10 protein-coding genes are annotated in these 12,497 nt (G+C 71.4%); 6 read left to right on the top strand and 4 right to left on the bottom strand.

Annotated features, from left to right (window positions below; genetic code table 11):
- Positions 1–9 precede the first annotated feature (9 nt).
- Both ACGFI7_RS20945 and ACGFI7_RS20950 read right to left on the bottom strand, forming a co-directional pair.
- Positions 10–669, bottom strand: a complete 660-nt coding sequence (locus ACGFI7_RS20945; protein ID WP_393406749.1) for a M15 family metallopeptidase — start codon at positions 667–669, stop codon at positions 10–12.
- A gap of 72 nt (positions 670–741) precedes the next feature.
- On the bottom strand, positions 742–3,747 hold the full coding sequence (locus ACGFI7_RS20950) for a BTAD domain-containing putative transcriptional regulator (RefSeq protein WP_393406751.1): 3,006 nt from the start codon (positions 3,745–3,747) through the stop codon (positions 742–744).
- A gap of 154 nt (positions 3,748–3,901) precedes the next feature.
- Between ACGFI7_RS20950 and ACGFI7_RS20955 the strand changes: the two genes are divergently transcribed.
- On the top strand, positions 3,902–5,305 hold the full coding sequence (locus ACGFI7_RS20955; RefSeq protein ID WP_393406754.1) for a CHAP domain-containing protein: 1,404 nt from the start codon (positions 3,902–3,904) through the stop codon (positions 5,303–5,305).
- A gap of 72 nt (positions 5,306–5,377) precedes the next feature.
- Positions 5,378–6,751, top strand: coding sequence for a hypothetical protein (locus ACGFI7_RS20960; protein WP_393406756.1), 1,374 nt, complete (start codon positions 5,378–5,380; stop codon positions 6,749–6,751).
- A 36-nt stretch (positions 6,752–6,787) separates the two neighbouring features.
- Here the strand turns inward: ACGFI7_RS20960 and ACGFI7_RS20965 are convergent, their stop codons facing one another.
- Positions 6,788–8,134, bottom strand: coding sequence for a cytochrome P450 (locus tag ACGFI7_RS20965; protein ID WP_393406758.1), 1,347 nt, complete (start codon positions 8,132–8,134; stop codon positions 6,788–6,790).
- 22 nt (positions 8,135–8,156) lie between these two features.
- Positions 8,157–8,348 (bottom strand): ferredoxin, encoded by a 192-nt coding sequence (locus ACGFI7_RS20970; RefSeq protein ID WP_393406760.1) that lies wholly within the window; start codon positions 8,346–8,348, stop codon positions 8,157–8,159.
- A gap of 456 nt (positions 8,349–8,804) precedes the next feature.
- Here ACGFI7_RS20970 and ACGFI7_RS20975 point away from each other — a divergent pair, with 456 nt between their 5' ends.
- Genes ACGFI7_RS20975 through ACGFI7_RS20990 form a run of 4 tightly spaced genes read left to right on the top strand, consistent with a single transcriptional unit; the run spans position 8,805 to position 12,487 of the window.
- Positions 8,805–11,081: a nitrate- and nitrite sensing domain-containing protein gene (locus tag ACGFI7_RS20975; RefSeq protein WP_393406762.1), complete on the top strand. Its 2,277-nt coding sequence runs from the start codon at positions 8,805–8,807 to the stop codon at positions 11,079–11,081.
- A complete protein-coding gene (locus ACGFI7_RS20980; protein ID WP_393407150.1) occupies positions 11,081–11,512 on the top strand; it encodes a roadblock/LC7 domain-containing protein in 432 nt (143 codons plus the stop codon). The genes ACGFI7_RS20975 and ACGFI7_RS20980 overlap by 1 nt, the downstream gene beginning before the upstream one ends.
- Positions 11,509–11,907: a DUF742 domain-containing protein gene (locus ACGFI7_RS20985; RefSeq protein WP_393406765.1), complete on the top strand. Its 399-nt coding sequence runs from the start codon at positions 11,509–11,511 to the stop codon at positions 11,905–11,907. Before ACGFI7_RS20980 ends, ACGFI7_RS20985 begins: the two co-directional genes overlap by 4 nt.
- Positions 11,888–12,487, top strand: coding sequence for an ATP/GTP-binding protein (locus ACGFI7_RS20990; RefSeq protein ID WP_393406767.1), 600 nt, complete (start codon positions 11,888–11,890; stop codon positions 12,485–12,487). The genes ACGFI7_RS20985 and ACGFI7_RS20990 overlap by 20 nt, the downstream gene beginning before the upstream one ends.
- Positions 12,488–12,497 lie beyond the last annotated feature (10 nt).

Raw genomic sequence — 12,497 nt, forward strand, 5'->3', positions numbered from 1 at the left:
CTGCCCGGCTCAGCCGCCGAGCGCCGTCACCGGGCCGTACCGGGCGTGAGCCGCCCCCACGACGAAGGCCCAGTAACGGTCACCGTACGACCAGTGCCACCACTCGGTGGGATAGTTCACGAACCCCGTGGCCGTCATGGCGTCGATCAGGACCCGCCGGTTGCTCCGGGCCTCCGCCGAGATGTTCGCCGCGTCCGTGTGGCACTCCTCCCCGAACTCCGGCGGCGTGGCGTTGACCCGCGTGCCCATCGGCAGCTCGGCCCCGTCGGCGGCGCACAGCGTGACGTCCACCGCGCCGCCCGCCACGTGCGGCGCCACCTCGGGAGGCGAGACGTACTTGCCCGCCTCGGCCCGCAGCTCGTCCGCCGTCCATCCGGGATACCGGTCCCGCATCCTGGCCACGGACCCGGCGAAATAGCGTTGCTGCAGCACGTGCGGGCGGTACCCCTCCACCAGGAGCAGCCGCAGCCCGCGGGGCAGCTGGGTCTGCGCGGCCGTCAGCCGGTCCGCGACGCCGAGCCGGACGTGCGCGTACGCCCCCTCGGGATCGGCCAGCCGCGGATCCACCTCGATGATCTTCTGCGCGCGGAGGTCGACGAGGGGCTCGTCGCACTCCTTCACCGGCACGGCGGCGATCCGCGGGTCGAAGAGAAGCACATGCTGCGCCATGAGGGTCTCCATAGCTCCAGAGCGGTTTGCCGCAGGATGGACCCTCGCGCTCCAATTCCGCTGTAATCCCGGCTACAGCGACAGCTCGCCGTACTCCCGGGAGCCGTGCAGCCGGAAGATCTCCATGGCCTCGGCGCGGGTCCGCTCGGCGGTGGCGACGTCGCCGAGCGCCTCGTGCGTCCGCGCCAGGTCGCGCAGCGTGCGGGCGCGGAACACCACGCTGCGCAGCCGCTCCCAGATCCGCAACGACTCCTCCAGGCACTCCTTGGCCTGGTACAGGCGGCCCTCGGCCAGGTGCAGCTCGCCCTGCGTCCGCAGCGTGCAGGCCTCCCCGAACGAGTCGTGCAGGATGCGCAGCACCGTCAGCGTCTCCTCCAGCGGCCCCCTGGCCTCGTCGAACCTGCCCTGGCGGAGCAGCGCCTTGGCCAGCGCGCGCAGGCAGTACGCCTCCATCATCCGGTCGTCGGCCGCGCGGAAGATGGCCAGCGCCTGCCTGGCCAGGTCCTCGGCCCGGCCGAACTCGCCCCTGGCGCGGTGGTAGAGCGACATGCTGCGCAGGGTCAGGCCCTGCCCGCGCCGCGAACCCACGGCCGTGAACAGTGACAGCGCGTCGTCCAGATCGGCCCACGCGCCGGGGTAATCGCCGATCTCCAGGCGTACCGTGCCGGCCAGCCGCCTGACGTGGCCGAGCGCCGAGGCGTCGCCCAGCCCGTCCAGCAGCTCCCGCGCCCGGTCGAGGAAGTGCAGCGCCTCGGGCAGGTAGCCCTGCTCCCGGCAGGCGGCGCCGAGCGTGGCCAGCGCGGCGCCCTCGCCGCGGCTGTCCTTGGCCTCGCGGAACATCGACAGCGCCTGGCTCAGGCAGGCGCGGGACTCGGCGAACGCGTCCCGCTCGTAGTGCAGCTGGCCGAGCCCGGCCAGCAGCGTCGCCTCGCCCAGCGCGTTGCCGGTGCGGCGGGCGGCCGCCAGAGCCGCCTCGTGGGTGCGGTGCCAGCTCGCGAACGGGTCGTCGAAGACGTACTGGTGCCCGCCGAAGGCCGTGCACGACAGCGCGGCGGTGAGCTCGACGGCGAGGTCGTCGAGGTCCAGGGCGGCGGCGAGCTCGACGCCCGCGATCAGCGCCTCCTGCTCGCAGCGGAACCAGGCGTGCGGGTCGGCCACCACCGGCCGCGCCACCTGGTCGCCCACCGCGCGGGCCAGCCGGTACGAGGCCGACACCGAGATCAGGTACGGCGGAGCCGACTCGTTGATCCGCTCGACCAGCCAGATCCAGCCGCCCAGCACCCGGGCGACGACGGCGTCGCGGGCCGGCGCGTCGTCCTCGGCCAGGGCGCGCTCCCTGGCGAACAGGCGGATGAGGTCGTGCAGCCGGTAACGCAGCTGCCCGACGAGGTCGACGCCTTCGACGTCGACGAGCGAGACGTCGACGAGGTGCTCCAGGATCTGTTCGGCCTCGTCCAGGCCGGTGTCCATGGCAGCCGCGGCCACCCAGGCGGGGAAGGACGGCAGGTTCAGCAGGCCGAGGCGGCGCAGCGTGGTCCTGGCCGGCTGGGGCAGCAGCGCGTAACTCAGGCTGATGCTCGCCCGTACCTGCTGATCCCCGGCGGTCAGCTCGTCCAGCCTGCGCTGCTGGTCGGCGAGCCGGTCGAGCAGCCGCGCCAGCGGCCACTGGCGGCGCGAGGCCAGCCGGGCGCCGGCGATGCGGATGGCCAGCGGGAGGCGGCCGCACAGCTTGACGAGGTCCGCCGCGGCGTCGTGCTCGGCCGCCACCCGGCTCTCGCCCGCGACCCGCGCGAACAGGTCGATCGCCGCGTCGGGCGGCAGCACCCCGAGCTCCACGTACGTGGCCCCGGCCAGGCCCACCAGCCGGTTGCGCGAGGCGACGAGCACCGCGCAGCCGGGCGCGCCCGGCAGCAGCGGCCGCACCTGTGCCTCGGTGCCGGCGTCGTCGAGGAAGACCAGCTTGCGCCGGCCGGCGAGCAGCGTGCGGTAGCGGCCGACGCGTTCCTCCAGCGTGGCGGGCAGCCGCGTGGTGCCGGGATCGAGCTCCCGCAGCAGCCGGCCGAGGACCTCCTCGGGTCCGGCCGGGGCGTCGCTCGTCCCGCGCAGCTCGACGTGCAGCTGGCCGTCGGGGAAGTGCTCGGCGACCTCGTGGGCCACGCGGAGCGCGAGCGCCGACTTGCCCGTGCCGCCGGCGCCGGAGATCACGCAGATCGGCATCGCCTCCGGCAGCGTCAGCGTCGCCCGCAGGGTCGCGATCTCCTCCTCCCGGCCGACGAAGTCGGCGGGCGGCGGAGGGAGCTGGCGCGGCTTGGCCGCCCGCGCCGGGGCCAGCAGGGAGGGATCGGACCGCAGGATCGCCTCGTGGGCCTGCCGCAGCTCGGGGCCCGGTTCGATGCCGAGCTCCTCGACGAGGACCCGCCTGCCCTCGCGGTACACGGCGAGCGCGTCCGCCTGGCGGTCGGCCCGGTAGAGCGCCACCATCAGGTCGCGGCGCAGCCGCTCGCGGGCGGGGTGCACCGCCACCAGCTCGGTCAGCTCGTCGAGGAGCCGGGCGCCCTGGTCCAGCGCCAGCTCGGCGGCGACCCGCTCCTCGATGACGGTGACCTTGAGCTCGTCCAGCCGCATGGCCTCGGCCCGCAGGAAGGAGTCGGAGATCCCGCCGAGCGCCGGCCCGCGCCAGAGCGCCAGCGCGTCGCGGAAGCTCTGGCGTGCCTCTTCGTGCCGTCCCGCGCGTGCGGCCTGGCGTCCTTCGGTGGTGAGCCGTTCGAACACCCACAGGTCGAGCGCGTTCGGAGGCACCTGGGCGAGATACCCGACGCGATGGGAGACGATCACGTCCGTCACCCCGACCCCGCTCAACGACCGGCGTAACGACGCCACGTAGGTCTGCAGCACCCCCCGGGCGGTGGAGGGCGGATCCTCCTCACCCCAGACGGCCTCCATGAGCCGTTCGACCGGGACGATCTTGCCGTGGTCGAGCAGCAGCGCGGCGAGCAGCGCACGGGGCTTGGCCCCGCCCAGCTTCGCCTGCTTGCCCCCGTTCCAGACCTCGACCTGGCCGAGAAGACGGAACTCCATGCGTCCTCCCCAAGGACGAGGGTTTCGTTGCCCCGAGCGTAAAGGGCGTCAACCAGGGCGCACCAGACTCAAGATTTCCCTACAGAGAAGTTGGACCGGTCACTCCCACGCTCTCGGTGTCCGATCAGGAACGAACCCGAGATGAGGGATCACCATGAGTGACATTCGACGCGCCGGCCGGCAGCTCGCCGCAGCGGTGGCCACCACCGCCGTCACGGCCACGTGCTTCGCGACCGTGATGACGACCCCGGCGTTCGCGGTGAACAGGTCCGCGATCGTCTCCGCCGCCCAGGCCGAGTTGACCAACGGCACGCGCAACCACGAGAGCCCGGCGGGCAGCGGCTGCAACTACTACACAGGCTTCTTCCGCCCGTGGAAATCGGGATCCGGCTGCCCCAGCTCCGGCGGTGTGCAGTGGCGCAACAGCGCCTGGTGCGCCGACTTCGCCAAGTACGTCTGGCGCAAGGCGGGCGTGAAGCACGCGGACGTCCCCGAGGGGAACGGCGGCACGCTCAACGGCTGGGCCGCCTCCTTCAAGAACTACGGCACCAAGTACGGCACCTGGCACACCCGGGCGAGCGGCTACACCCCGCAGCCCGGTGACGCCGTCGTCTTCGACTGGGACCAGAACGGCGACATCGACCACGTCGGGATCGTCAAGAGCGCCGACGGCTCCACGGTCTACACGATCGAGGGCAACAGCGGCGACAGGATCAAGGCCAACTCGTACTCGCGCTCGAACGTCGACATCGTCGGCTACACCGCCCCGCTCGAAGGCACGTCCGGGCCCGTGACGCCGCCAGAGGGCCGGGATTCGACGGGCTACTACAACCCGGCTGACGGTACGTATCACCTGCGGGACGCGTTGGGTGAGGGTGCGTCGAACCGGGCGTGGGACACGGGGCTGGAGACGATCCCGGACGCGGTGGTGGTGACGGGTGACTGGAACGGTGACGGCAAGGACTCGACCGGCTTCTACAACCCGGCCGACGGCACCTTCCATCTGCGGAACACGCTGGATGACGGCGCGTCGAACGCGGCCTGGGACACCGGCATCGAGACGATCCCGGACGCGAAGATCGTGACCGGTGACTGGAACGGTGACGGCAAGGACTCCACGGGTTACTTCAACCCGGCCGACGGGACGTTCCATCTGCGCAACGCGCACAGCGACGGCAGCTCGGACTACGCCTGGGACACCGGGCTGGAGACGATCCCGGACGCGGTGGTGCTGATCGGTGACTGGAACGGCGACGGCAAGGACACCACCGGCTACTACGACCCCGCCGACGGCACCTTCCACCTGCAGGACGGCCTGGGCCACACCACCTCCAGCAAGGCCTGGGACACCGGCATCGAGACCGTCCCCGGCGCGGTGATCGTGACCGGCGACTGGGACGGCGACGGCAAGGACAGCGTCGGCTTCTACGACCCCCGCGACGGCACCTTCCACCTGCGCAACGCGCACAGCGACGGCAGCTCCGACTACGCCTGGGGCACCGAGCTGGAGACCCTCCCCAACGCCGTGATCCTGACCGGTGACTGGAACGGCGCCTGATCCCCGACGACCCGGGAGGCCGGCCCGGCCGGCCTCCCCTCTTCACCCACCTTTTCTCTTTGGAGCATCCCCATGAAGCACCGATCCCTCCTTCGTGCCGCCCTCGCCGCCGTGACGCTCACCACGGTGGCCGGACTGTCCGTCACGCCCGCGCACGCCGACCCGTTACCGCCCAGCGAGATGCTGGCGGCTGCGGCCTACGCCACCGTCGCGTGCGACTCCCGGGGCGTCACCGCCTCGGACAACGCCCTGGCCACCACGCTCAACGGGAAGCTGAGCCAGAAGATGGACGGGTACATGACGGGCTATCGCGTCTCGTGCGCCCGCATGGTCGTCAACACCGTCCGCGACCTGGGCCTGCACTCGCGGGCGGCGGTCATCGCCATCGCCACGGTGATCGTCGAGACGAGCCTCCAGAACATCAGCGAAGAGGTCGACCACGACAGCCTCGGCCTGTTCCAGCAACGCGCGTCCTGGGGGAGCAGGACGCAGCGGCTCAACCCCGCCTGGGCCACCAACGCGTTCATCAACAAGATGAAGCGGGAGTACCCGAACAACGGCTGGATGACCGCGCCGATCGGGCAGGTGTGCCAGAAGGTCCAGGTGTCGGCCTATCCCGACCGCTACCAGGTGGAGGCCGGTGACGCGCAGATCATCGTCGACCACCTGTGGCGGACGCAGGCCCCGGCGGCCGGCAAGGACTCGACGGGCTACTACAACCCGGCTGACGGTACGTATCACCTGCGGGACGCGTTGGGTGAGGGTGCGTCGAACCGGGCGTGGGACACGGCGCTGGAGACGATCCCGGACGCGGTGGTGGTGACGGGTGACTGGAACGGTGACGGCAAGGACTCGACCGGCTTCTACAACCCGGCGGACGGCACCTTCCATCTGCGGAACACGCTGGATGACGGCGCGTCGAACGCGGCCTGGGACACCGGCATCGAGACGATCCCGGACGCGAAGATCGTGACCGGTGACTGGAACGGTGACGGCAAGGACTCCACGGGTTACTTCAACCCGGCCGACGGGACGTTCCATCTGCGCAACGCGCACAGCGACGGCAGCTCGGACTACGCCTGGGACACCGGGCTGGAGACGATCCCGGACGCGGTGGTGCTGATCGGTGACTGGAACGGCGACGGCAAGGACACCACCGGCTACTACGACCCCGCCGACGGCACCTTCCACCTGCAGGACGGCCTGGGCCACACCACCTCCAGCAAGGCCTGGGACACCGGCATCGAGACGATCCCGAACGCGAAGATCGTGACCGGTGACTGGGACGGCGACGGCAAGGACTCGACGGGTTACTTCAACCCCGCTGACGGCACCTTCCACCTGCGCGACAGCCACGACGACGGTCCCTCCGACCACGCCTGGGGCACCGGGCTGGAGACCCTCCCCGGGGCGGTCATCCTCATCGGGGACTGGAACGGCGCCTGACGCCGACGCCCCGCCCGGACCCCGGGCGGGGCTTTCTCATGGCTCGATCCTCGCCTCCGACCTGCGGACCGTGACCGGTTCGGCGAGGCGCTGCTCGTCGCAGACGCGCTGCAGCGCGACCAGGGTCTCGTCGAGCCCGGGGCCGAGCCTCGGGCCGGGGGTGAAGACGGCGGGCAGCTGCCGCATGCCGTTGATGACGCCGATGGTGTCGTAGTGGACAGTGCCCTCGGGCTCGCACCGGTAGTCGGGCATCCGGTCGAGCACCTGCAGCAGCATGCGCTTGAACACGGCGCGGGCCACGTTGGAGCCGATGCAGCGGTGGACGCCCAGCCCGAAGCTGGTGTGCCGGTTCCCGGACCGGGCCAGGTCGAGGGTGTCCGGCTCCGGGAAGACCGAGGCGTCCCGGTTGGCCATCGCCCACGACAGCCAGAGGCGCTCGCCCTCCGCGAAACGGGTCCCGGCGATCTCGCAGTCGGCGGAGAACGTGCGCCCGTCGCCCGGCGCCGGGGTGAAGAAGCGGAGGAACTCCTCCGTCGCGGAGTTGAGCAGGGTGTCGCGCTCGCGGCTGAGGCGCGTGCGCTCGCCGGGATGCTCGGAGAGCCATTCGAGCGCGTGCGCGGTCAGCGCCGTGGTGGTGTCGAAACCGCCGCCGATGATCAGGATCAGCGATCCGACGAGGTCCTCGAAGACCGGGGGCCGGCCGCCGATGTCGGCCCGGACCAGCGCGTCGATGAGGCCGGGACGCGGCTCCGCGCGGATCCGCTCCATCTCGGCGATGAGGTCCATCACCATGTCCATGTGCATCTGGTGGATCCGCGGCACGTCGGGTGAGTCCGGCGGGGTGTAGACGGCGGCGTGCACGGGCTCGTTGTAGAAGGCCCACTTGCGGACCGGGACGCCCATCATGGCCAGGGTGAGCACGGCGGGCACGACGTTGGCCAGGTCGTCGACGAAGTCGATGCGGCCCGACTCGATCCTCTCGTCGAGGCAGGCGCGGATCACCTCGTCGACGAACGGCAGCCAGCGGCCGACCGCGGCGGGCGACAGGTACGGGTTGAGCGCCTGGCGGTAGTAACGCTGCTCGGGCGGGTCCATCTCCAGGAAGCCGGCCCTGCCGAGCGTCTCGGGCGTGGGGATGGTGATGCCCCGGTAGCCGCGCCGCTCGCCCTTGACGTCGTGGTCGTTGGACAGCACGTCGGCGCGGCGGGCCAGTTCGAACAGCTCCCGGTTGCCCGCCGCCACCCAGTGGCCGCCGTAGGCGTCGCTCCACGCGATGGGGCACCGGGCGTGCATCTCCTGGGTGATGGACTCGAACCGGTGGCGGTACTCGGGGGTGTGCCGGTCGAAGTGGTAGCGGTTGCGTTCGCGCCCGTCCTCGTTCACGGAGCCGCCCTCCTGGACCTGGTCAGAAAGTGGAGATCGCCTGCTCCGGGCAGGACCTGACGGCCTCCGCCACCCGGGCCTCCTCGCCGGCGGGTACGTTCTCGTCCACGACCGAGGAGTGGCCGTCGATCTCGTCCAGGTCGAACACCTGGGGAGCGATCATGTTGCAGAGCGTGTGCCCCTGGCAGACGCCCGGGTCGACCCGGACTTTCATACGGCCGCCTCCTTCGGATCGAGATCACGCGAGGAGAAGTCCGGAACGCCCATGGCGGAGCAGACCGGACGGGGGACCACCGTGCCGTGCGGGGTCGTATCGTAACCCGCCGCCTGTGCCGCGAGAACCCGCCACGGCGTGCCTGTGATCTCCTGACCCGCGATCCCACACGTCAGCGCGTCACCCGGTCGAAAAACTCCGCCAGGCCCGACCACACCGGCAAATCGGGGGCTTTCGACTCAACTGCCTCATGGCTACGATCGAGCATCGATCGCTTCACGAGCGATCTTTCGTCATGACCTCGCCGATCGGCGAGGAGGGTGTCCCGCACGTGGCCGAGATGGCAGGGTCGGGCGACAACGGATGGGGACGATGGGCGACGGGAACGGGTTAACGGAGTCAACCACCGACAGGTCGCGACGACCGAAGGGTGCCCGGCGGCTGAAGTTGCGCACCGTGCTGCTCATCGTCGTGTTCGTGCCGAGCCTCACGTTCGCCCCGCTGCTGGCTTCGGGCATGTCCCAGCTGGCCACGCAGTGGCAGGCGGAGAAGGTCCAGATGGACCTGGCCACGACCACCGCGGGCAAGCCCGCGGCCGACCTGTTCTTCAGTCTCGACCAGGAGCGACGGCTCACCGCGGAGGTGCTGGCCGATCCCGCGGGCGCCGCCCGCGACGAGCTCACCATGCAGCGCACGGTGACCGACCAGGCTGTGGCGGCCTTCCGCCCGCTGGCCGCGCTGAACGACGAGGACGCGCAGGAGGGGCTCTTCGACGCCATCGCGCGGACCGATCGCGAGCTCGGGGCCCTGGAGGAGGAGCGCCGGTCGGTGGACGCCGGCTGGTCCAGCCCGCAGCGCGCCTTCGACTACTACAGCGGCGTCCTGGAGTCGGACCTCGGCGTGCTGGCCGCACTAGGCAAGACCGACGAGGGCCAGGTGAACCGGCAGGCGCAGGCCATGGTCGACCTCTACTGGGTCCTGTACATGCTCGGCCGCGAGGACGCGATCCTGACCCGTGGCTGGGTCAGGGGACGGCTGACCAGAGGCGAGTACGGCCTGGTCACCGACGCCGTCGGGGCCAGGAACCACCTCATGCGGTCCAGGGTGCTGCCCGCGCTCACGGGCGACGAGACCCCGTACGCGAAGATCACGGACGGCGCGGCCTGGACGACCATGACCACCGTGGAACAGCGGTTGAGCACCTCCGGCGGCACCGCCGGCCAGGTGGCGCTCCGCGGTGACAGCAGCCAGTGGCGGGCCACGGTGAAGGCGGTCACCGAGGAGCTGCGCGATCTGCTCGCCCTCCGGTCCGCGAACGTCAGCAAGATCGGCTACGACCACGCCACCATGGTCTTCACCGTCTTCATCAGCATCTCCTCCGTGGGCCTGCTGGCCCTGGCGCTGGTGTTCTTCACGAGCTGGCGGCTCACCGCCATCCTCCGCCGGCGCATCCAGCACCTGCGCCACGACGCCCAGGAGCTCCAGCAGCGGCTGCCCGACGTGGTCGCCCGGCTGGAACGCGGCGAGGACGTCGACGTGGACGCGGAGGTGCGGATGCTCGAACCCACCCCCGACGAACTGGGCGAGCTCGGGCAGACGCTCAACCTGGCCAGCCGCAGCGCCGTGCTCACCGCCGTCCGCCAGGCCGAACAGCACCGCGGCTTCCAGCGCATGCTCCAGCGCATCGCCCGCCGCACGCAGATCCTCATCGGCCTGCAGCTGAAGAAGCTGGACGAGCTGGAGCGCAAGCACGAGGACCCGGAGGTGCTGGAGGGCCTGTTCGACCTGGACCACCTCACCGCCCGGCTGCGCAGGTACGAGGAGAACCTGGTGATCCTCGGCGGCGGCCAGCCGCAGCGGCGCTGGCGCAAGCCGGTGCACCTGCTCGACGTCCTGCGCGCCGCGCAGGGCGAGGTCCAGGACTACCGCCGGATCACGGTCGACGTCGAAGGCGAGGCCTGGATCGCCGAGCGCGCCGTCGGGCCGCTGGTGCACGTCCTGGCGGAGCTCATGGAGAACGCCACCGCCTTCTCCCGGCCGCAGACCCCCGTGGAGGTGCGGGCCGCGCCGGTCAGCCGGGGCGTCGCCGTCGAGATCGAGGACCGCGGCCTGGGCATGGAGCCCGAGCAGTACGCCGCCGCCAACGAGCTGCTGCGCTCACCGCCGCGGCTGGACGTGATGACGCACGCCGACGACGTGCGTCTCGGCCTGTACGTGGTCGCGCGGCTCTCCGCGAGCCTGGGGCTCAAGGTGGAGCTGCGCTCGTCGGCCTTCGGCGGCACCCGGGTCATCGTGCTGCTCCCCGACTCGCTGCTGGTGGAGCGGCCCAGTCTGGCGCCCGAGCCCGTCCGGCGCCCCGAGGAACGCCCGCAGGACACCCGCCCGCCCCAGCAGGAGGGCGAGTTGCCGGCGCGCTCCCGAGGTCGCGCGATGGCGTCCGTCACGGCGCCCGCGGGATCGCCGGACCGGGACGGCGACGCGCCGGCCGGTCTCCGGCCGCTGCCGCAGCGGGTGCGCCAGGCCAGCCTGGCCGATGAGCTCAAGGCCCCGGCAGGGAGGGATAACCGGGCCGACCAGGACATCTGGGCCGTACGCGACCAATCCGGCCGGTCCAGTGCCACCATCGGCGCGTTCCAGCGGCAGTCGCGGAGGCGCCGGACCGGCGACGACGACCCCGCGCCCCGGCCGAGCGGATCCGCCGACCCCAGCCCACCTACGACGGAAGAACGATGATGACGCAGCGCACCACCGCCACGAACATTGACCTGGACTGGCTGCTGGACGGCCTGGTCGATCGGGTCGCGGGCACCCGGCACGCCATCGTGCTCTCCGACGACGGCCTGGTGATCAGCCGGTCCAGGGGCATCGAACGCGCGGACGCCGAGCGCCTGGCCGCGATCGCCACCGGTCAGCAGAGCCTGGCCCGCGGCGTCGGCCAGCTCTTCAGCGGCGGGCCGGTCCACCAGGTGATCATCGAGATGGCCGAGCTGTGGCTGTTCATCACCGCCGCCGGCCGGGGGACCCACCTGGCGGTGGTGGCGTCCCAGGAGGTCGACGCCGAGCTGATGAGCGTCGCCATGCACACGCTGATTCAGCAGGTCGGCCAGGCGCTGGGCGCCGACGCCCGCAGCCCGCACGCCGACGGCGGGGAGAGACGCGGATGAAGCACTGGACGGAGGGCTTCGAGGACGATGACGCCGAGGAGTCCCTCGTCCGCCCCTACACGATCACCGGCGGGCGGACCGCTCCCGAGCTCGACGACCTGGCGCTGATCACCCTGGTGACCACGGTCTCCGACGCGTGCCCGGAGACGGGGCGCGGCCGGCTGAAGCTGCAGCCGGAGCACCGCGCCATCTTCGAGCTGTGCAGGCGGCCGCTGGCGGTGGCCGAGGTGGCCGCCGCGGTGAACCTGCCGGTGTCGGTGACCAAGATCCTCATCGGCGATCTGGTCGAGTCGGGCCACGTGCGAGCCCGGCCGCCGCTGGCTTTCGCACGGACAGGAGGTCTTCCCGACATGGCGATCCTCGAGGCGGTGAGGGATGGGTTACGCGAACTCTGACCACGGAGACGCCGCTCCCATGGCAGTGAAGATCCTGGTGGCCGGAGGGTTCGGCGTCGGGAAGACGACGCTGGTGGGCTCGGTGAGCGAGGTCGCCCCGCTGCGCACGGAGGAGTACCTGACCCATGCCAGCGTCGGCGTCGACGACCTGGAAGGCGTCGGCGGCAAGTCCACCACCACGGTCGCGCTGGACTTCGGCCGCATCACGATCAACAGGCAGCTCGTGCTCTACCTGTTCGGCACCCCCGGCCAGGAGCGCTTCTGGTTCATGTGGAACGACCTCGTCAACGGCGCGATGGGCGCGGTCGTCCTGGTCGACACCCGCCGGCTGGACGTGAGCTTCGCGTCGATCGACTTCTTCGAGAGCCGCGGCATCCCCTTCGTCGTCGGCGTCAACTGCTTCCACGGGGTGCGGGACCGTACGCAGGAGGAGATCCGCAAGGCCCTCGACCTGGACCCGCAGGTCCCGCTGGTGCTGTGCGACGCCCGCGACCGGACGGCGGGGCGCGATGTGCTGCTGGCGCTCATCGACCACCTGATGGCCGCCCGGTCCGGCACCACACCGCACCCCGCGCGCTGAGCGGGACTCC

It is taken from the genome of Nonomuraea sp. NPDC048826 (assembly GCF_043198225.1).
Classification (GTDB): Bacteria; Actinomycetota; Actinomycetes; order Streptosporangiales; family Streptosporangiaceae; genus Nonomuraea.

Excerpts from the sequence above, each read along its gene's own strand:
- ACGFI7_RS20945 (WP_393406749.1), bottom strand. The coding sequence starts at position 669 with ATGGCGCAGCATGTGCTTCTCTTCGACCCGCGGATCGCCGCCGTGCCG.
- ACGFI7_RS20950 (WP_393406751.1), bottom strand. The coding sequence starts at position 3,747 with ATGGAGTTCCGTCTTCTCGGCCAGGTCGAGGTCTGGAACGGGGGCAAG.
- ACGFI7_RS20955 (WP_393406754.1), top strand. The coding sequence starts at position 3,902 with ATGAGTGACATTCGACGCGCCGGCCGGCAGCTCGCCGCAGCGGTGGCC.
- ACGFI7_RS20960 (WP_393406756.1), top strand. The coding sequence starts at position 5,378 with ATGAAGCACCGATCCCTCCTTCGTGCCGCCCTCGCCGCCGTGACGCTC.
- ACGFI7_RS20970 (WP_393406760.1), bottom strand. The coding sequence starts at position 8,348 with ATGAAAGTCCGGGTCGACCCGGGCGTCTGCCAGGGGCACACGCTCTGC.
- ACGFI7_RS20980 (WP_393407150.1), top strand. The coding sequence starts at position 11,081 with ATGACGCAGCGCACCACCGCCACGAACATTGACCTGGACTGGCTGCTG.
- ACGFI7_RS20985 (WP_393406765.1), top strand. The coding sequence starts at position 11,509 with ATGAAGCACTGGACGGAGGGCTTCGAGGACGATGACGCCGAGGAGTCC.
- ACGFI7_RS20990 (WP_393406767.1), top strand. The coding sequence starts at position 11,888 with ATGGGTTACGCGAACTCTGACCACGGAGACGCCGCTCCCATGGCAGTG.